We start from the raw sequence: 19,172 nt of genomic DNA on the forward strand, positions 1-19,172 counted from the left end.
CGGGTAGGCGGCTCCGCCCGATGCAGATGCGGGCGGAGTTATTAATGAGAGCCGGCTAGCGGTTGGACAGGGCCAGGTAGAGCACGTTACCGCCGCGGTTGATCAACAGCAGCAGCTTGCGGTTGCTGTTGTTGGCAGCCTTGGCGAATTCATCCAGATTTTTCACCTGGCGTCGATTAACGGCGCTGATAATGTCGCCGCTGCGCAAACCGGTAAATGCTGCCGGGCTGTTACGCTCGATCGTTTCGATCACCACCCCTTGATCACTTTCTGCCAGGGTCGCGCCTTTCAGGCTGCTGCTGTAGCTGCCGCCGTCGGTTGAGCCCTGGCCGGGTTGGTCCAGCATCAGGGTTTTCTGCAGGCGTTTGCCGTCGCGCAACAGCTCCAGCTTAATCTCGGAATCGATCAGCCAGACGCCAAGCTTGGAGCGCAGTTCGGCGGTATTTTCGACCGCGATATCATTGACCCGCAGAATCACATCGCCCGAGCGCAGGTCGCCTTTTTCAGCAGCCGAGCCGGGGGAGATCTGGCTGATCAGAATGCCCTTTTCATCGGCTGCCATCCCGAAGGCTTCGGCCAGGTCCGGGGAGATATCCTGCAGCGCCACGCCGAGACTGCCGCGGCGGACTTCGCCGCGGGTTGCCAGTTGTTGGGTGATGGCGCGGGTCATGTTGCTGGGGATTGCAAAGCCGATACCGACGTTGCCGCCGCCCGGTGCGATGATGGCGGTATTGATGCCCACCAGTTCACCGCGGAGGTTGATCAGGGCGCCACCGGAGTTGCCGGGATTGATCGAGGCGTCGGTTTGAATAAAGTTCTCATAGCCTTCGATGCCCAGGCCGGTCCGGCCCAGGGCGCTGACGATGCCGGTGGTCACGGTCTGGCCAAGCCCGAACGGATTGCCGATCGCCACCACAAAATCACCCACTTCCAGTGCATCGGAGTTGGCCATCGGCACCTCGGTCAGGTTGTCGGCCTCAACCTTGAGCAACGCCAGGTCTGCATCGGGATCACTGCCAACCAGAATGGCCTGCAGGCTACGGCCGTCGGTCAGCGCGATATGAATCTCATCGGAATTGGCGATCACATGGTGGTTGGTTACCACCAGTCCCTGCTTGGCATCGATGATGACCCCGGAACCGGCGCTTTGAGAACGGCGCTGACGCTGCGGCTGCTGGGGTTGCTGCGGCAGGCTGAAGAAGCGGCGGAAGAACGGATCCTGCAACAGCGGGTTGCTGACCCGGCGATTGGTGAAGGTGGAGATGTTCACCACCGCGGGGGTAACCGACTTCATCAACGGGGCCAGGGTCGGCAGCGGTTGGCCCTGGGAATCCTGAGTCGGCAGCGCCGCGCCGGCCTGCTGGCTCAGTAGCCCCAGGGTAATAACGGCACTCAGGATCAGGGAGGGCGTGAGGGTTCGGATGGCCAGCATCATCGCGGGTAGAGCTCCTAATTCATGACTGTTGAACCGATTGGATTGCGATCAAGCAAAAAAGTTTAGCCCGATCAGCGGATTTGTTGTTCGGTGGGAGCAGTTGGTCGCGGCTAGCTAAGCAGGGTTTGTCCGATAACGATCAAGGCGCTGGCCGAGCACAGCACCAGAATGGCAGGACGGATCAGTTTGGCGTCGACCCGGTGGCGCAGGCGCAGGCCGAGTAGGGTCCCCAGCAGGGTCGCCGGAACAAACCAGGCCACATAGACCCAGCTCTGGGCGGTGATAAAACCGCCCATCGCCACGCCGGCTAGCGAGATCATGCTGCCGATGGTGAAGTAGGCCGACAGGTTGGCTCGCACGTAGTCTGCCGGTTGATTCTGATACAGCAGTGCCATCGGTGGTCCCCCGATGGCGGTGGTGGTGCCGCTCAGGGCGGAGAAGAAGCCGGCGATGGCATGGTTACGCTGATTGGGTTCGGCTTCAAACTTGAACAGGCTGATCGCCACGGCCAACAGTACCGAGGTGGCAATCACAATCTTGATCCCGTCAATGCCGTAACGCCCCATCAGCCAGACCGCCAGGGCGGTACCGGGGATACGGGTGACCAGCGCGATCCATAGCGGTTTCCAATGGATGTCGGCCCGATGCTTCCAGGCCGAGATGCTCAACTGCAGCAGTGAAACGATGATCAGCGGTGCCGGTACCATCTGCGGGTCAATCAACACCAGCAATGGCACGGCGATCAGCGCCAAGCCGAATCCGATCGTGGTTTGCACCAGCGCGGAAACAAGGACGATCAGGCAGGCTAGCAGTAACAGCATCGGGGAAACTCAGAAATAGTAAAACGAAAACGGCAGCGCCTGAGCGCTGCCGTGTCTGGTTGGGCTCTCCAATCTGGTTGGAAAGCCCGTGATCGGGATCAGTTGCCTTCGATCAGTGTACTCTTGCCGCTTTGGATCTCAATCTTGCGGGCTTTCATCGCCTCGGGGATTTCGCGTTCCAGCTCGACGTGGAGCAGGCCGTTTTCCATCGACGCGGCGGTAACGCGGACATAGTCGGCCAGTTGGAAACGGCGCTCGAAGCTGCGCTCGGCGATGCCCTGATACAGGAACTGACGATTATCGTCCTGGGCGGTTTTCTTGCCACTGATCACCAGCGTATTGGCCTGGCTCTGGATATCCAGCTCGGACTCGGCGAAACCGGCCACGGCCATGGTGATTCGGTATTGGTTCTCATCCAGCAGTTCGATGTTGTAAGGCGGATAACCGGCCTGATTGGCGCCGGCATTGGCGTTTTCGATCAGGTTGGCCAGACGGTCGAAACCGATGGAGGAACGGTACAGTGGGGTAAAGTCGATATGCATAATCACATCCTCAAATGAGCAATATGGTGGTTGCCCCTCTAACACAGAGCGGGCGGTGTTAAATCACGGCCCCGAATGGCGACCGTTGATCTCTATATGTGGTCGAGTTTCAGGCTTTCAAGCCGTCGAGGGAAAAAGTTGCCGGCGGCTGACGGGAGTCGGGCGGGAGGGGTGGCTGTTCAATGATGGGAAAATGGGGCTACAGCGGAGATAGCTCGGCTGTAGCCGGTCTGTTTAAGCTTCGACAATATCCGCGCGGGTGCTGTCGATAAAGGCCAGCACATCGGAGCGCTCCGGCGCCGGTACCGCGAAGCTGTCCAGGGTGCCGTTCAGGTGGCCCAGGAAGATATCCCAGTCGCTTTGACTGATCTTCATGCCGGTATGGGATTGCTTCATCTCGCGTCCGGTGTAAACCATCGGTCCACCCGCGGCGGAACACAGATAGTCAATCAGCAACTGCTTTTCCCGTGCGATACCGTCATCGCCTCGATGCTGCCAGAAACGGCCTAGTTGCGGGTCGTTCTGCAGTCGGGGCAACAGGTCGTGGCAGACCGCGGCAATGGCATCGTAGCCGCCCAAGCGTTGGTATAAGGAGGATTCGCTCATCTCACAGTTCTCCGTGGTGGTTTCGATGTTCCCAAGGGTAAGGGGCAGCGAGGATGAGCGGGTCAGCTAGACGTCACAGAGTGGTGATTTTACGGTGATATTTTTCGGGTTCAGGCAACGTTGCGGGTGTTGAGTCGGTAGCCGCGACCGGCCAGACCTTGAATCTCCAGTTCCGGAACCTTTTTCCGTAGTCGGAGCACCAGTGAGCGTAGCGAGCTGTCGCTGACCACTACATCCGGCCAGATCAGCTGCTCCAGCTGTTGATGGCTGACCACCTGGTCGGCGCTGTTGAGCAGGGTCGCCAGCAGCTTGGCCTCTTTAACGGTCAGATGGATCGGTTGCTGGTGGCGGGTCAGGGTCAGGCTCTGCGGATCGAAGCGATAGCCGGACGGAAGAGGCTGGGTCTGGGGGCGTGGCTGCGGCGGAAAAGCGGGCTGATCGGCCATCAACAGCAGCAATCGGCTCTTGGTACGTTGCAACTCATCTTCGACCTCAAGCCGTTTCAGGTTGTTGCGATAGGCCTCAACCAGATTGCTGCAGGTCGATAAAAACGGCGCCAGGAAGTCCACCAGCTGCTGGTCGTAGCCGTTCACCCGGTTGGCGATACCAACGACTCCCTGTAGCTGCCCATTGGTGTAGAAAGGCAGCCCCAGAAAACTGTTCAGCGGCGGGTGCCCCTTGGGAATTCCGCCGGCACGGGGATCATCGGCCGGATTGTTGGCGATCACCGGTTGGGCGGTCTTGAGGACTTCTCCATAGAGGCTATTGAGCTTTTTAAATACCATCCCTTTTTCGAGGGTGTCCTGATACAGCTGCTTGGTTTCATCGCTCCAGGCGATATTGGTGGTGGCGTAGTTTTGGATATAGGGCAACTGCTGCCGATCGTAGAACACTTCACCGATAAAACCGTATTCGCTGTTGGTTAAACGCAGCAGGTCTTCCAGCAGCCCGTTGAACAGCCGGTAGGGGTTGGACTCATTGATATAGCGGGATAACGTTGAGCTGATGGTTTCCAGCAATTGAACGTGATCTTGGTTGTCGATGGGCATGATAAAACGGCGGTAGAGATGACGAATCGGGCCAGTTTACCCCCAACCTGCGATTTCTCAATTGATCTGGATTGCATCCGGCCAACGGAAAATGTTCAAGACCACAGGGTTCTTTAGCGGGCGGCAATCAATCGGGTAGCAGAATAATAAAAGCCGCTGAGTTCAGCGGCTTTATATCAGAGACGGGTTTCAGAGTCGTTTAGAGGTCGTACTCTTTAAAGATTTCCCGCAAGCCCGGTTTGTTTTCCAGCATCTCTTCGCGATCCAGGCCGTTGAGCTCGTGGGGGAAGACCAGCCAGTCGTCTGACTTGTGCAGGTAATAGTCCGGCTCCAGATCGGTCTGGTTATTGGCCGGCTTGAACCAGGGGGTAGCGATACGGATATCGCCGGGGGTGTTCAGACGCGCTTTTTCCTTCAGGGTATCGATAACTGCTTTAACGCTCAGGCCGGAGTCGAACACGTCGTCGACGATCAGCAGCGAATCGGGCGCATTGACGTTACGGATGATGTAATCCAGACCGTGTACGCGCACCTCTTTGCCGCGCTCGCCGATACCGACGTAGGAGGAGGTACGGATCGAAATGTGATCGGTCTTAACGCCCAGGTTATCGAGGATCTCTTGAACCGCGATGCCGACCGGGGTGCCCCCACGCCAGACACCGACGATGAAGTCCGGACGGAAGCCGCTTTTGTAGATCTCCAGCCCCAGACGGAACGAATCTTCGAGCAGATCCTGGGCTGACAGATAGACTTTTTCGATCATGAGAAGCTCCCCAACAGCAAGTAAACCGCGAACACTAAGACTTTAGTCCGCGAATGACAATATCGATGTTTAATATTTTCCCCGAATGTCAATAAAAACGGTCGGCATATGGACTTTAGTCGACTAGAATATGCCGCTCAGATTCTGACCAGCCGGATGGCTTTCATCAACCTGTTGAACCCGGCACCACCAAAACAGCGTCTGAGCCCACTAAACCAATGCAGTAAGGGGAGTGCTGTATGGACGCGTTAGTGCGTTATTTCAAAATTTCCGAGCGGGGCAGTGATATCGGTACCGAAATCCGGGCCGGCCTCACCACCTTTCTGACCATCTCGTACATTCTGTTCGTTAACCCGCAGTTGCTGAGCATCTCCGGTATGCCGGCAAACGATGTCGCCATCGCCACCGCGCTGGCAGCGGCTATCGCAACGCTGATCATGGGTCTGTACGCTAATTTCCCGTTCGCACTGGCGCCGGGTATGGGTCTGAACGCCTACTTCACATTCGGCGTCGTCCAGGGCATGGGGGTGCACTGGTCGGTCGCGCTGACGGCGGTATTTATCGAAGGCCTGATCTTTATGGCGCTGGCGATGACCGGCTTCCGTACCAAGCTGATCAATGCGATACCGAAAGCCATTAAGATTGCGACCATGACCGGTATCGGCCTGTTTCTGGCCATCATCGGTTTCCAGAATGCCAAGCTGACCGTTGACCACCCGGCCACCCTGGTAACCCTGGGTGATCTGCACGATCCGGCGGTGCTGCTGTCGCTGCTGGGTATCATTCTGACCAGTGCGCTGATCGTACGTCAGGTCAAAGGTGCGATTCTGATCGGCATCGTGGTACTGACCGCGATCGCCTGGGGCTTTGGTCTGGCACCGGCGCCTGAGCAGTTTATGGCCTGGCCGAGCCTGCCCACCGAGACACTGGCGGCATTGGATTTCTCTCAGATCTTCACCGGCGCGCTGGTGACTGTGGTTATCGCCTTCCTGTTTGTTGATATCTTCGATACCGCCGGCACCCTGCTGGGGGTTGGCCGTCTGGGCGGCTTCCTCAACGACAAGGGTGAGCTGCCGGGTTCTGATCGCGCCTTTATGGCGGATGCTACCGGTACCACCGCCGGTTCCCTGCTGGGTACCAGTACCGTCACCACCTACATCGAATCGGCTACCGGTATCGAAGAGGGCGGTCGTACCGGTCTGACCGCCGTGGTCGTAGCGATCATGTTCCTGCTGGCGATGTTCTTCACCCCGCTGTTCACTGCGGTACCGGCGCTGGCTACCGCACCGGCACTGATTGTCGTCGGTGCGATGATGATGGGAGCGGCTAAGGAGCTGGACTGGTCGCAGATGGAAGATGCGGTACCGGCCTTCCTGACCGTGATCGCGATGCCGTTCACCTACTCGATCGCCCACGGTATTACTCTGGGTGTGATCTCCTGGGTGGCGATTCACCTGATCACCGGTAAGGCCCGCGACATTCATCCGCTGATGTGGATCCTGGCTGTCGCTCTGGTGGCTTTCCACGCCTTCCTGTAAGTCGGCGAAGGGATCTGAAAACGGCGCCTCCGGGCGCCGTTTTTGTTTGTCTTTGCTGTTATCTGATCCCAGGGGTTATTTATTCAATCTCGACAGGTCGATCTTACCGCTCTCGTTGACTTCAACCCGGGGTAGCAGGCTGCCGACATCGAGCTTGGCATTGAGGTCATAGGTCAGGCTGTTGCTGGGGCGGTTCACCAGCGAACTGAGCATTCGCAGAGTATTGAACAGATTGGCGCTGGCCTGCAGTTGGATATCGCCTTCCCCGTAGGCGGCGATGACCGGTAGGTCGTTGGCCACCCCGGTCAGAATCTTGTGTCCCTCGATCTCGACGTTATAGACCAGCCCCTTGAGCGATAGCGGGGTGCGGTTCGGGTTGATTACGTGCAGGCCGATGCCGAACTTGGGGGCGACCCCGTTGGAGGGCAGCAGCTCGAACGAGGTGAGGTTGACCACCGGCTTCTCAAATCCGGGTTGCAGGGTGGCACAACCGCTTAATCCCAGTCCGAGCAGGACAACAAGCCAGAAACGCTGAAGTGCTTTGAATCGATTGAGCATCCCGCTCTCCTATACAGATAGACAGAAATGGTTGGCAAATGCCGGAGTTTGAGAATCACGACCTAATCGTAGCCGAAGCGCCTGAATGGAGGATTAAAGCAGCAGCTCTGAGAATCCTTCGGCCAGAATTTTCAGGCTGGTCAGGAACAGCAAACCATAACACAGCAGATAGAACAGGTTCTCATTGATCCGTTTGTGCATCCAGATGCCGGTGTAGACCCCGATAGGGGCGAAGATCACCAGGGCCAGCGAGGTCGTCAGATTGCCGCTCTCCAGCATCCCCATCAGGGTATAGGGCACCAGTTTGACGTAATTCACCACCGCGAAGAAGATCACCGTGGTGCCGGCAAACAGGGTCTTGTCCAGCTTCTGAGGTAACAGGTAGATGTTCATCGGCGGACCGCCGGCGTGAACGCTGAAACTGGTAAAACCTGCCAGGGTCCCCCACAGGCTGCCCTTCACCGGATCGGCTTCGGTTTTGGCCGGTTGACGACGGCGCAGCTTGTTGAGCCAGAAGTTGGCGGTAAACAGCAGCGCAATGATCCCGATCATCAGTTTGATATGGGATTCGGAAAGGTACTGGAAGCTTAGGGCTGCGATGCCGATACCCAAAACGGCGGAGGGCAGCAGTATCTGCAGATTTCGTCGGTCGTAGTTACCGCGGAACCCCCACATACTGACCAGATCCATCACACAGAGTATCGGCAGCATAATCGCGGCGGCCTGGAAGGGGGAGACCGCCATCGACATCAGCGGCACGGCGATCAATCCCAGTCCTCCCCCAAGACCACCCTTGGAGATGCCGACAATCAGTACGGCCGGGATAGCGCACAGGTAGAAAAGCGGATCGGTGATCAAAGTCGGCTCTCGGTGAGGCTATCGATCGCTCAGCATAACGGAGTGTTTCGCTCAGGGCCAACGGGGTTGAGCGGCCTCGACTGGGGTGATTTTTTGCCCAGGATCAACCACGGGCGTAAAAAGTCTGCCATATTAACGATCAGGCTTGTCCCTGATTTCAGCTGGGGTAATCTTTTAAACACTCGTTTAAATTCCGGGTCTTGTGCGCTCAGCCGATGGATAACTTATATGGATACAAAGGTCGGACTCTTTTTTCTACTCAACACGGATAAAGCCAAGGCACCGTCTGACTTCGGCATGAATATGCCGGTCTCATCGATTGCACCTTTATACGAGTCGCTGGAGGAAAACTGCCGCTTTACCAAGGTCAGTTATTCCGACTGCACCGTATACGGCCTCAGTTACTTCAGTAAACCCTATCAGACCGACATGCTGGTCGTGGTCAGGGACATGGACAGTATCGGGCGCAAGCACCTCGAAACCCAGTGTGCATTCCAGATAGCCGAGATGCTCAGCCTGAATGAGCCGGCTCATTACGGCGAGTATCTGCACCAGGCGATCTGGCTGCCACGGGGGCTGCAGAAGCAGGAGTTTTTGAACAAGCTGAACCATGCTAGCGGCGATCCGGAGCCGAATCTGGACGGTGTTACCCGCAAGTACATGGGTAGCAACTGGTCGATGAACTATCATCGTGGCTTTATCTTCGGCGGCAAGCAGGAGGCCAGCTTTGCGCGCTCGCTGGTGCTTTACGGTCTGGGGCTGGCCTACCACTTTCAACTCAGCGCCATGATCAACCGGCTGTCACAGATGACGACTCTGGGCGGGGATCAATTGAATCGCACCCAACTGGATGTGCAGCGATTCTGCGCCCAATATCTGTTCGATAATCCGGTGCGGGCCAGACACCATGAGCAGTTCGAAAACTACCAGCTGATCGTCAAGACCCTGGATCTGCCGAGGTTGGAGCAGCAACTGCGTAAGAAGATGCAGGATCTGCAGCGTCTGGGCGAGCTCAAGAGTAGCCGGGAATCGATCGAGGGTGGCCTGGGACTGGGACTCGCGGCGGAGTCGCGCCCGTCACCGGGACTGCAAAATGGTAACGGCGATCAACCTCAGCGTGGGGGTAGCAACAAGTTGCTGCTCGGCGCCTTGCTGGGGATAGTTGTGGCTGCCGCGGGGCTGGCTTACTCTGACAGCTTGCTGGGCTGGTTGCGAGCCCTGGTCAGTTAACGGTAAAACCGGCTGTTGAGAGGCGGGACTTCTCAACTCAACAGTCGATCACATTGACCGCCAGTCCGCCTTCGGAGGTCTCTTTGTATTTGGCCTGCATATCGTGCCCGGTGTCTTTCATGGTCTTGATCACTTTATCCAGCGACACGAAATGATCGCCGTCACCCCGTAGCGCGATCTGAGCCGCATTGATCGCCTTCATCGCGGCGATGGCGTTGCGCTCGATACAGGGGACCTGAACCAAGCCGCCGACCGGATCGCAGGTCAATCCCAGGTTATGTTCCAGGCCGATTTCGGCGGCATTCTCCACCTGCAGCGGGCTGCCGCCGAGCACCTCGGTCAAACCGGCTGCCGCCATCGCACAGGCGGATCCGACCTCACCCTGGCAGCCGACGTCGGCACCGGAGATCGAGGCGTTGGTTTTGCACAGGGCACCGACCGCGGCGGCCCCGAGGAAGAACCGAGCGATCTGCTCATCGTCCAGACCCTGATTATAGCGGATCAGGTACTTCAGCACCGCCGGCATGACTCCGGCCGCGCCGTTGGTGGGTGCGGTGACGATCCGGCCGCCGGCGGCGTTCTCCTCGTTGGTCGCCAAAGCATAGAGATTGACCCAGTCCATGCCCTCCAGACTGGCGGCGATCAGGTTGGCCGGTTGCTTCAACCGCAGCGCCTGATACAGCTCGGGAGCGCGTCGTTTGACCGCCAGACCTCCCGGCAGAATGCCGCGACTGTGAAGGCCCCGGTCGATCACCGCATCCATAACCTTCCAGATGGCAACCAGGCGCTCGATAACCTGTGGGCGGGGTATCAGGCTGGCTTCATTACGCAGCACCAGTTCGCTGATGGAGATTTTATGTTGCTGACAGAGCGCCAACAGCTCTGCTGCGGACCGGAACGGATAGGGCAGATCCAGCGGGGCCTGCTCAACGGTTTCTTCCTGCCCCTGCTGATGAACAAAGCCGCCACCGATGGAGAAATAGGTCTGACTGAGCAGCTTGTCGCCAGCGTCATTGAAGGCGGTTAGGCGCAGCGCGTTGGGGTGTTCGGGCAGGGGGACCGAATCGAACTCCAGGTCGTCGTCATAGCTGAAATCGATCGGATGGCGTTGCAGTAGTCTAAGGCGTTGTTCGGAGACGATCTGATGGAACCAGGGTTCAATCCGGTCCGGATCGATCTGATCGGGTAGTTCGCCCAGCAAGCCCATCAGGCAGGCACGGTCGGTGGCGTGGCCGACCCCAGTGGCGCTGAGGGAGCCGAACAGGTGAATCTGAACCCTGGTTGTTCGGGCCAACAGGCCGTTGTGATCCAGTTCGGTGGCAAAACGGTGGGCCGCCAGCATCGGGCCAACGGTGTGAGAGCTGGAGGGACCGACCCCGACTTTGAATAGATCGAATACACTGACCGGCATGGTTAAGCCCTCCCGTCTACAGTCTGTTTACAGTGTAGATCGGTTTGCCGGGGGCTTTGACGGCGGCTGAAAAGCGGGGGGCCGCTAGCGCTGTTTTTGCCGATACATTCGGCGGTCGGCTTTTTCCAACCAGAACTCCAGCGGCTTGAGCGGATTATCCAGCAACACGCTACCGATGCTGGCGCGCAGCTGCTGCCGGCCCAGTAACTCCGAGATCCGTTCGGCAATGGTATCGAGCTGCTGTTGATCCTTGGCGGCCACCAGCATCACGAATTCATCGCCGGATAAGCGTGCCGGAACATCGTTTTCCCGTACCACCTGACGGATTGAGGCCGCCAGTTGCTGCAACGCCGCGTCGCCGGCGGAGTGGCCCTGATTATCGTTGATCTGTTTGAGGCCATCCATGTCGAGATAGAGCAGCCCCAGACTCAGCCGTGAGCGTTTCGCCAGTGCCAGATACTGGCTTGCGACCGAGTAGAAACCGCGGCGGTTGTAGAGCCCGGTCAGTTCATCGCTCATGGCCAGGTCGGAGATCAGTTGATATTGGTGCAGGATCGCCAGATCGGCCTCGATCAGGTCACGCAACTCGCCCAGCAGATCGACGTAGCTGTCACCGTAATCGGTGCTGTCGAAGTCCATCACGCAGATGGTGCCGAAAGGCTTGCCGTCGGGCCAGAACAGCGGAAAGCCCAGGTAGGAGCGGAAGCCATCGTCGGTAACTTCGGGGTTGGTATCCCAAAAGGGGTCTTCGGGCGCGTCTTTGACATAGAGTCGATGACGCTCTTCGACCACCTTGCGGCAGAAGATATTGGTCTCTTCCGGGATCAGGCCGCCCGGGCCGTAGGGATTGCTCTCCTGGTCGCTGGAAATAACCACCTGATAACCGCCGGGACCACGCTGAACGATAAAGCCGGCAGGAGCCTTGAAGACTCGGGCCATGACGTCGACGGTTTTTTGCCACTTGTCGAGCGGCACCAGCAGCTCTTTCTCTTCCAATACCCAGTGATCGGGGCTAATCATGGTCTTACCTCGCCTGCGGCAGACTGCGTAACTGACAGCTCTCTGGAGCGGTGCGGCGACTCATGCCGTTTAGCTGGAGTCTGTGTAGCGCTTATCAAGTAACCCTATCGTTTGTATGATAAGTCGGCAACACAGGATCGCGTAGCGGGCGCTTCTGCCTCACCGGGATTGAGCACCTCTGGTAAGGTAGACCCGCATGCTGTCAGTTCGTTTCGTCGAACCTAATTATAGGCGTTGGCGGAACGCGGTGGGATCATTTGCTCCGCTGTGCCAGCAGCCGGTCCAGTTGGTTGGCAAACGCCTGCCGGTCGGCCTGGGAAAGCGCTGCCGGGCCGCCGGTCTGAACGCCGCTGGCGCGTAGCGTTTCCATAAAGTCGCGCATATTGAGACGTTGGCGGATACTCTCGGTGGTGTAGAGTTCACCGCGTGGATTCAGCGCCAGCGCCTGCTTCTCAATCACTTCGGCTGCCAGCGGGATGTCAGCGGTGATCACCAGATCACCGGGGTGGGTCTGTTGCACGATATAGTTATCGGCGATATCGAACCCCGATTCCACCCGAACGGCGCTGATCCAGGGTGAGGGCGGGGTGGCGATTAACTGGTTGGCCACCAGCGTCAATTTGACCTCCACCCGCTGCGCGGCTCGAAACAGGATATCGCGAATAACCTTGGGGCAGGCGTCGGCATCGACCCAGATCTGCATAAAAACCTCGTTTATTGCACCGCTCAATCGCTGCTGTGCCAGACTGTGGTGTAGAATGGCCGCTATCTTAGCGCCGCCCCCCGGCCTATTCGAGTTTTATCCGAGGAATATACGTGTTTTCTGACCTACCGCTGCATGAGCGCCTGCAAAAAGCGCTGGCCGAGCTGAATCTGCAACAGCCTACCGAGGTGCAGCAACAAGCCCTACCCAAGGCGCTGGACGGCAAAGATCTGTTGATCAGCGCCGAAACCGGCAGTGGCAAAACCGCTGCATACCTGTTGCCGAGCCTGCATCGTTTTCTGGAATCTGATGCGCCGAGAAGCGGCACCCGGGGCTTGGTGTTGTTGCCCACCCGTGAATTGGCGCGGCAGGTGTTTAAGCAGTTCAAGCAGTTGTCCGCTTTCTCGCATCTGCAGGCCGGTCTGATCACCGGCGGTGACGACTTCAAATACCAGCGTTCGATCTTCCGCAAGAACCCGGAGCTGATCATCGCCACGCCGGGGCGGATGCTGGAGCATATCAAGCGCAACTCCTGCGATCTCAGTGATCTGGAAGTACTGGTGCTCGATGAGGCCGATCGGATGCTGGATCTGGGCTTTGCCGAAGACGTATTGGCGATCGCCGATAGCTGTCGGCCCGAGCGCCAGACCCTGCTGCTGTCGGCCACCTTGAAAACCAAGGGCTTGATGCAAGTGATCGATCGGGTTCTGCGGGATCCGGAGGAGCTGATCCTCAGCGGTGCCCGTGACCTGCATGGCAATATCCGCCAGCAGATCGTCCTGGCCGACGATCGGACCCACAAGGAGCGGTTGCTGCATCGGCTGCTGGAGAAAGAGTCGTACGCCAAGGTGATCGTGTTCACCAATACCAAAGCTCAGGCCGAACGACTTGGTGGTGCCATCCGTTACCGGGGTCACCGTACCGGGGTGCTGCAGGGGGACATGACCCAGGACGACCGCAACAAGGTGATGGACTGGATGCGGCGCGGTAGCATCAACATCCTGGTGGCCACCGATGTGGCCGCCCGTGGGTTGGATATCAGCGGAGTCGATCTGGTGATCAACTTTGATATGGCCCGTAGCGGTGACGAGCATGTGCATCGGGTCGGTCGTACCGGTCGTGCCGGAGAGAGCGGCTTGGCGATCAGCCTGATCAGTGCATCGGAGTGGAACCTGATGGCCAGTATCGAGCGCTACCTGCGGCTGCAGTTCGAGCGTCGGTTGGTGCCCGGCCTGGAAGGTAAGTACAAAGGGCCGGCTAAACTCAAGTCTTCCGGCAAAGCCGCCGGTGTCGGCAAGCGCAACAAAGGGCGTGCCGACAAGCGTCGCGGCGATTCGGAAGCGGGAAGCAAGAAACCGAAACAGCGACTGCGGGATCAGAAATCGATCGGCAAGCGTCGTAAGCCCAGTGCAAACAAACCGGCTGCCGAGCGCAACGAACAGCCCGGTTCCGGAGCGCTGGGGGATGGCTTGGCTCCCTTTACCAAACGTCGTTAGCGGTTGTACCCGGGTAGTTCATAGCCGGTCTGTTAGCAATTGAAACAGAGTCTCGCCGGGTTTGGATTGGCTGAAAAATGTTCAGCTGATTTGAATCCGGCTTCGTCCTATTCTGTAACTGGGCAAAGAGTACAGCCATCGAGGGGTAAGCAAATAAGCCTGAGGGGGTGGTGACCATGTTAACTTACAAGGATTGCCTGGAAGTCAGCGATCTCCATCAGAGCGAAGTCGATGCAGTGGGCGAGCATGAACATCTGCAAGGTCTGCCGGCGTTGGCAGAATGTGAACACATGCTCCACACCGACCAGGGTGTTCGACGGATTCAGCACATGATTGTGGATGATATCCAGCATGCGCAGCGCGCCGGGAAGCTGCAGCATGCACGCGATCTAAGACGGGTCCTAACCCGTTTCACGAAGCACCATCCATGTGGTGCCGGTCACTAGAGGTGACCTTATAGGCCTGAACTGGGGCCGAAATGAAACAGGGGTGTCGCAATGACACCCCTGTTTTTTTGGGACCGTGCAGCGAATCCAACTCTGAATTACAGGTTGTAGCCGGTCTCTTCATGTTCGGCGGTATCCAGGCCCTGAATCTCCACGTCTTCATCGACCCGCAGACCGACCATAGCGCCCACCAGCTTAAGGATGATCCAGGTGACGATGGCGGTGTAGACAAAGGTGACGACGATACCCACCAGCTGGACCCAGACCTGTCCGCCCATGGTATCGATGCCATCGGCATAACCAAAGCCGCTGAAGACACCCAGGCTGGTACTGGAGAAGATACCGGCCATAAAGGTACCCAGGATGCCGCCGACACCGTGCACCGGCATAACGTCCAGCGAGTCATCGATCTTCAGGGTGCGCTTGATGTACTGGGTCGCCATAAAGCAGACCCCGCCGGCGACGATACCGATGATCAATGCACCGCCCGGGCCGACGAAACCGGAGGCCGGAGTGATGGTACCCAGGCCAGCCACCATCCCGGTGACCGCACCCAGCACACTGGGCTTGCCGAACTTGAACCATTCGATAAAGGACCAGACCAGGACACCGGCAGCAGCAGAGATGTGGGTAACCAGCATCGCCATCGCCGCGTCGCCGTTGGCGGCCAGGGCCGAACCCCCATTGAAACCGTACCAGCCGACCCACAGCATACCGGCACCGGTGACGGTCATGGTCAGGTTATGGGGGGGCATCGCCACCTGGGGGAAGCCTTTACGCGGACCGACCACAATGGCGGCAACCAGCGCAGATACACCACAGGTGATATGCACCACGGTACCCCCGGCGAAGTCGTACAGACCCATCTGACCGAGCCAGCCGCCGCCCCAGACCCAGTGGGTCACCGGCGAGTACACCAGTACCAGCCAGATGCAGCTGAACAGCAGCATGGCGCTGAACTTCATCCGCTCGGCGAAGCCGCCGATGATCAGCGCTGGGGTGATGATCGCGAAGGTCATCTGGAACAGCATGAACAGCGGCTCGGGAATATCCCCCATCAGCGTATCCTTGCTGATGCCCGCCATCATCACCTTGCTCAGGTCGCCGATCCAGGCGTTGCCTTCGCCGAAGGCCAGGCTGTAACCGAACATCATCCAGATGATCGACGCGACGCCGGCGATGGTAAAACACTGCATCAGCACCGACAGTACGTTTTTGGAGCGCACCAGGCCGCCGTAGAACAGCGCCAGTCCGGGCAGGGTCATAAACAGCACCAGTGCGGTGGAGGTGAGAATCCAGGCGGTGTTGGCGCCGTTGAGTTCGTCGGCCATGGCGATACCCGGGGACATCAGCAAAGCGAGGGTAGCGATTCGTTTTAGCATGGGGGCGTTACCGTAGTTCAATGGAGTTCAGTGAAGGTCGACAGGGACGGGCTCAAAGCGCGTCGTTGCCCTGTTCGCCGGTGCGGATCCGCACCACTTCGTCGAGAGGGCTGACAAAGATCTTGCCGTCGCCGATCTTGCCGGTGTTGGCGGTTTTGACGATCGCCTCGACGGCCGTCTCGACCTGCTCATCGCTGACCGCAGCTTCGAGCTTTACCTTGGGGAGGAAGTCGACCACGTACTCGGCGCCGCGATAGAGTTCGGTATGACCTTTCTGACGGCCGAAGCCTTTGACTTCGGTCACGGTCACCCCGTTGACCCCGTTTTCGGACAGGGCTTCGCGGACATCGTCGAGTTTGAACGGCTTGATGATCGCAGTGATCAGTTTCACGTTTGTCTCCTTTTTTGGGCCTTGGTGGGTGGTCTGACGCCGCCCTAAATCAATTGGTATCGGATAAAGCACAAAATGTGCCATTCAAAGAAAGCTTTAAATTCAAAGAGATAAAATGACGTGTTCAATTCTGGGGAGCGAGTGTGCACGGAGTTGGTGCATGCAGGTTGGATTGTCGCCCGCTATTGGTGCGTAGGATGGGGTGTTGCGTAAAGATGGTGCGTGCTGCGATCAGTTGCTGATTCGAGCCCGCTTTTCGAGCACAAACTCGATCCGGCGGTTCTGCTTACGTCCCTCGGCGGTGTCGTTACTGACCAGCGGCACCGAGTCGCCGAAGCCGGTGGCGGTCAGGCGACGTGGTGAGATCCCTTTGCTGAGCAGATAGCGCAATACCGTGGTGGCACGCACCGCCGACAGCTCCCAGTTGGATTCGAAGCGGCTGCTGCTAAGCGGCAGGTTATCGGTATGACCCTGTATATCGATATTGAAATCATGGCGCTTGTGAAATACCCGGACCAGATTGTCGAGCACATCGTCGACCTGAAAATTGAGTTCGACTGAGCCCGAATCAAACAGCGCCTGGCCCTTCACCTGAATCACGATGGTGCCGTCGATGGGGGTGTCGATCTCAACCTCGTCGGCCAGATTCTTATCCGCCAAGGTAGATCGCAGCTGTTCGGCCAGGGCTCGCCACTGCTGTTCGATGGCCGGCGTCGGGGCGCTGGCGAAATGGTCCTGCTGTTGCTGGCGGGAGTTGGGAATCGGATTCTCGGGATCGTCGGTGATCTCCTGATTCAGCTCGGTCAGGGTACGGCGGACCGCGTCATTGGGTAGCGGCACGATACTGTTGCCGGCACCCGACTGGCCGAGACTGACCTGAATCGAGTTCATCGCCGAGCGGAATTTATCGATCTCCACCGTCGACATGGTGAACAGCAGAATAAAGAACACCAGCAACAGGGTGACCAGGTCGGCAAAGGTGGTGATCCAGGCTGGACCATCATCCTCTTCCAGCACTGAACCGGATCGGTTGGGGCCGTTCAAAGGATCGGCTCCTTGATGGTGTTGGCGCCGGTATGGCGGGTCAGCGGCTTGCGCTTCACCTCGGGGATGTAGGACGACAGGCGTTCATAAACGTTGGCGTAATGGTCGTTGCTCAGAATGCTCAGGGTGCCTTCGCGGATGATCTCCAGGTTGGTGATCTGCACCTGAGTCCGGCGCCGAAGTTTGCCGGCGATCGGCAGGAACACCATCGACGACAGCAGCGAACCGTAGAAAGTGGTCAGCAACGCCACCGCCATGGCCGGGCCGATGGTGGCGGGATCGCTAAGGTTACTGAGCATCTGGATCAGCCCGATCAGGGTGCCGAGCATGCCGAAGGCCGGGGCGTAGATCGCCATCTTTTTGAACACGTCCTGGACCGAGTAATGACGCACCATCAGTGAATCGATCTCGGTCTGAAGCGTGGTGCGTACCATCTCTTCGGTGGACGCTTCGGCGATCAGCATGCAGGCGCGCTGCAGAAACTTGGAGTTGGTTTCCACCTTCGACAGGGCCAGCAGACCGTTGCGATGACTGATCTTGCTCAATTGCAGCATGGTATCGATCATCTTCTGCTGATCGGTATCGTCGCGGGTGAAAACGATATAGGCGGCGCGGAACGCGGCCGTCACATCCGTGAAACGTACGGTCAGTAAAGTGGCTGCCCAAGTGCCGCCGAAGACGATCATCATGCCGGGCACGTTGACGAACAGGTCCGCGTCACCGCCGAGAAGTATGGCTCCAATAATCAGTGCCAGACCGGAGAGAAAGCCCAGCAGTGAAGCAAAATCCATTGGATGGTTCCTGCCTAATTAACGAACTAGGGTCCCATTATGCCCAAACCGATCGCTAGGGTATTGATAAGTGTCACGATATCGTCGACCACCCGGCAGATAGTTGTTAAAGAATCTTGTGTCAGGGCTGATCAGTCACGGACATTAAGGAGGGGTAGCCCGGCGGGGTTATCCTAAAAACTAAGTGCAACCGGCGAAGGCTTTGCTATAGTCGAGCAGACCAGTCGCAAAAAATTAATAAAGGAACTGGCCATGTTGTACGTCGATTCTGACTCTGCTGAGGCGGAAATGGTCGATGAGATGGATCAACATACACACTAGGAGAGGTTATATATGACTCAACGGATCGCATTGGTAACGGGCGGTACAGGTGGTATCGGATCGGCAATCTGTGAAGCCCTTGCGGATGCAGGGATGAAGGTCATTGCTGGTTACAGCAACGAAGAAAAAGCTATTGCATGGCAGCAGGACCAAAAAGCTGCCGGGAAAGATTTTCTGATTCAGCATGTGGACGTCACCAGCCTGGAATCCTGTGAGCAGGCGGTGGCTGAGGCCAAAGAGAAAGCCGGTGGTGCCATCGACGTGCTGGTTAACAATGCGGGTATCACCCGTGACGGCGTGTTCAAGAAGATGAGCTGGGATCAGTGGCATGCCGTTATCAACACTAACCTGGACAGCGCCTTCAACATGACCCGTCCGGTCTTTGAAGACATGCTCAACAGCGGCTTCGGTCGTGTTATCAACATCTCGTCGGTGAACGGTGAAAAAGGTCAGTTCGGCCAGAGCAACTACTCGGCGGCCAAAGCCGGTCTGCACGGTTTCACCAAAGCGCTGGCACAAGAGGGTGCGCGTAAGGGCGTTACCGTCAACACCATCTCGCCGGGTTATATCCTGACCCCGATGGTTGCCAAGATCGATCAGGCGATCCAAGACAAGATCACTGCGGGTATCCCAGTTGGTCGTATGGGGGCTCCGTCTGAAATTGGTCGCGCGGTTGCCTTCCTGGCAGCGGATGAAGCCGGTTACATCACCGGTTCGAACCTGTCGATCAACGGCGGTCAGCACATGTTCTAATACCGGACATCCGG

20 protein-coding genes are annotated in these 19,172 nt (G+C 57.9%); 4 read left to right on the forward strand and 16 right to left on the reverse strand.

From position 1 onward, the window contains the following. Positions 1–55: 55 nt before the first annotated feature. The 6 genes from ACO05M_RS07210 to ACO05M_RS07235 form a co-directional block, all read right to left on the reverse strand. The gene (locus tag ACO05M_RS07210; RefSeq protein WP_421869510.1) at positions 56–1,435 is read right to left on the reverse strand and encodes a Do family serine endopeptidase; all 1,380 of its coding nucleotides are present in this window, start codon (positions 1,433–1,435) and stop codon (positions 56–58) included. Between the two features lie 110 nt (positions 1,436–1,545). Next, positions 1,546–2,256 (reverse strand): sulfite exporter TauE/SafE family protein, encoded by a 711-nt coding sequence (locus tag ACO05M_RS07215; RefSeq protein WP_421869513.1) that lies wholly within the window; start codon positions 2,254–2,256, stop codon positions 1,546–1,548. Positions 2,257–2,354: 98 nt separating this feature from the next. Further along, entirely contained in the window at positions 2,355–2,798 is a 444-nt protein-coding gene (locus ACO05M_RS07220) for an Hsp20 family protein (protein ID WP_421869516.1), read from the reverse strand. A gap of 234 nt (positions 2,799–3,032) precedes the next feature. Further along, positions 3,033–3,404: a group I truncated hemoglobin gene (locus tag ACO05M_RS07225; RefSeq protein WP_421869519.1), complete on the reverse strand. Its 372-nt coding sequence runs from the start codon at positions 3,402–3,404 to the stop codon at positions 3,033–3,035. A gap of 110 nt (positions 3,405–3,514) precedes the next feature. Further along, complete coding sequence (locus ACO05M_RS07230) at positions 3,515–4,453, reverse strand: GAF domain-containing protein (protein ID WP_421869522.1); 939 nt, start codon at positions 4,451–4,453, stop codon at positions 3,515–3,517. A 199-nt stretch (positions 4,454–4,652) separates the two neighbouring features. Continuing rightward, on the reverse strand, positions 4,653–5,216 hold the full coding sequence (locus ACO05M_RS07235) for a phosphoribosyltransferase (protein ID WP_421869525.1): 564 nt from the start codon (positions 5,214–5,216) through the stop codon (positions 4,653–4,655). 239 nt (positions 5,217–5,455) lie between these two features. Between ACO05M_RS07235 and ACO05M_RS07240 the strand changes: the two genes are divergently transcribed. Next, complete coding sequence (locus ACO05M_RS07240) at positions 5,456–6,754, forward strand: NCS2 family permease (RefSeq protein WP_421869527.1); 1,299 nt, start codon at positions 5,456–5,458, stop codon at positions 6,752–6,754. A gap of 75 nt (positions 6,755–6,829) precedes the next feature. On the opposite strand, the gene ACO05M_RS07245 is transcribed toward ACO05M_RS07240, so the two are convergent. Both ACO05M_RS07245 and ACO05M_RS07250 read right to left on the reverse strand, forming a co-directional pair. Next, positions 6,830–7,312: an LEA type 2 family protein gene (locus ACO05M_RS07245; protein ID WP_421869530.1), complete on the reverse strand. Its 483-nt coding sequence runs from the start codon at positions 7,310–7,312 to the stop codon at positions 6,830–6,832. Positions 7,313–7,405: 93 nt separating this feature from the next. Continuing rightward, a complete protein-coding gene (locus ACO05M_RS07250; protein ID WP_421869534.1) occupies positions 7,406–8,170 on the reverse strand; it encodes a sulfite exporter TauE/SafE family protein in 765 nt (254 codons plus the stop codon). A gap of 228 nt (positions 8,171–8,398) precedes the next feature. On the opposite strand from ACO05M_RS07250, the gene ACO05M_RS07255 reads away from it, so the two are divergent. After that, on the forward strand, positions 8,399–9,400 hold the full coding sequence (locus ACO05M_RS07255; protein WP_421869537.1) for a hypothetical protein: 1,002 nt from the start codon (positions 8,399–8,401) through the stop codon (positions 9,398–9,400). 37 nt (positions 9,401–9,437) lie between these two features. Here ACO05M_RS07255 and ACO05M_RS07260 read toward each other — a convergent pair whose 3' ends face one another. From ACO05M_RS07260 to ACO05M_RS07270, 3 genes are all read right to left on the reverse strand, one after another. Continuing rightward, the gene (locus tag ACO05M_RS07260; protein WP_421869540.1) at positions 9,438–10,811 is read right to left on the reverse strand and encodes an L-serine ammonia-lyase; all 1,374 of its coding nucleotides are present in this window, start codon (positions 10,809–10,811) and stop codon (positions 9,438–9,440) included. Positions 10,812–10,895: 84 nt separating this feature from the next. Further along, entirely contained in the window at positions 10,896–11,831 is a 936-nt protein-coding gene (locus ACO05M_RS07265) for a sensor domain-containing diguanylate cyclase (RefSeq protein WP_421869542.1), read from the reverse strand. 253 nt (positions 11,832–12,084) lie between these two features. After that, positions 12,085–12,534, reverse strand: a complete 450-nt coding sequence (locus ACO05M_RS07270) for a YaiI/YqxD family protein (protein WP_421869545.1) — start codon at positions 12,532–12,534, stop codon at positions 12,085–12,087. A gap of 113 nt (positions 12,535–12,647) precedes the next feature. Between ACO05M_RS07270 and ACO05M_RS07275 the strand changes: the two genes are divergently transcribed. Beyond that, positions 12,648–14,030: a DEAD/DEAH box helicase gene (locus ACO05M_RS07275; protein ID WP_421869548.1), complete on the forward strand. Its 1,383-nt coding sequence runs from the start codon at positions 12,648–12,650 to the stop codon at positions 14,028–14,030. A 179-nt stretch (positions 14,031–14,209) separates the two neighbouring features. On the opposite strand, the gene ACO05M_RS07280 is transcribed toward ACO05M_RS07275, so the two are convergent. From ACO05M_RS07280 to ACO05M_RS07300, 5 genes are all read right to left on the reverse strand, one after another. Beyond that, positions 14,210–14,410 (reverse strand): hypothetical protein, encoded by a 201-nt coding sequence (locus tag ACO05M_RS07280; RefSeq protein WP_421869551.1) that lies wholly within the window; start codon positions 14,408–14,410, stop codon positions 14,210–14,212. A 164-nt stretch (positions 14,411–14,574) separates the two neighbouring features. Continuing rightward, a complete protein-coding gene (locus ACO05M_RS07285; protein ID WP_421869554.1) occupies positions 14,575–15,858 on the reverse strand; it encodes an ammonium transporter in 1,284 nt (427 codons plus the stop codon). Between the two features lie 52 nt (positions 15,859–15,910). Further along, a complete protein-coding gene (locus ACO05M_RS07290) occupies positions 15,911–16,249 on the reverse strand; it encodes a P-II family nitrogen regulator (protein WP_114696081.1) in 339 nt (112 codons plus the stop codon). A 231-nt stretch (positions 16,250–16,480) separates the two neighbouring features. Next, on the reverse strand, positions 16,481–17,293 hold the full coding sequence (locus ACO05M_RS07295; RefSeq protein ID WP_421869557.1) for an OmpA/MotB family protein: 813 nt from the start codon (positions 17,291–17,293) through the stop codon (positions 16,481–16,483). Continuing rightward, positions 17,290–18,084 (reverse strand): motility protein A, encoded by a 795-nt coding sequence (locus ACO05M_RS07300; RefSeq protein WP_421869560.1) that lies wholly within the window; start codon positions 18,082–18,084, stop codon positions 17,290–17,292. The genes ACO05M_RS07295 and ACO05M_RS07300 overlap by 4 nt, the downstream gene beginning before the upstream one ends. A 333-nt stretch (positions 18,085–18,417) precedes the next feature. Here ACO05M_RS07300 and phbB point away from each other — a divergent pair, with 333 nt between their 5' ends. Next, on the forward strand, positions 18,418–19,158 hold the full coding sequence (gene phbB, locus ACO05M_RS07305) for an acetoacetyl-CoA reductase (RefSeq protein WP_114696077.1): 741 nt from the start codon (positions 18,418–18,420) through the stop codon (positions 19,156–19,158). Positions 19,159–19,172 lie beyond the last annotated feature (14 nt).

The sequence above is a fragment of the Motiliproteus sp. genome (assembly GCF_965230735.1).
In the GTDB taxonomy this organism is placed as follows: Bacteria; Pseudomonadota; Gammaproteobacteria; order Pseudomonadales; family Balneatricaceae; genus Motiliproteus.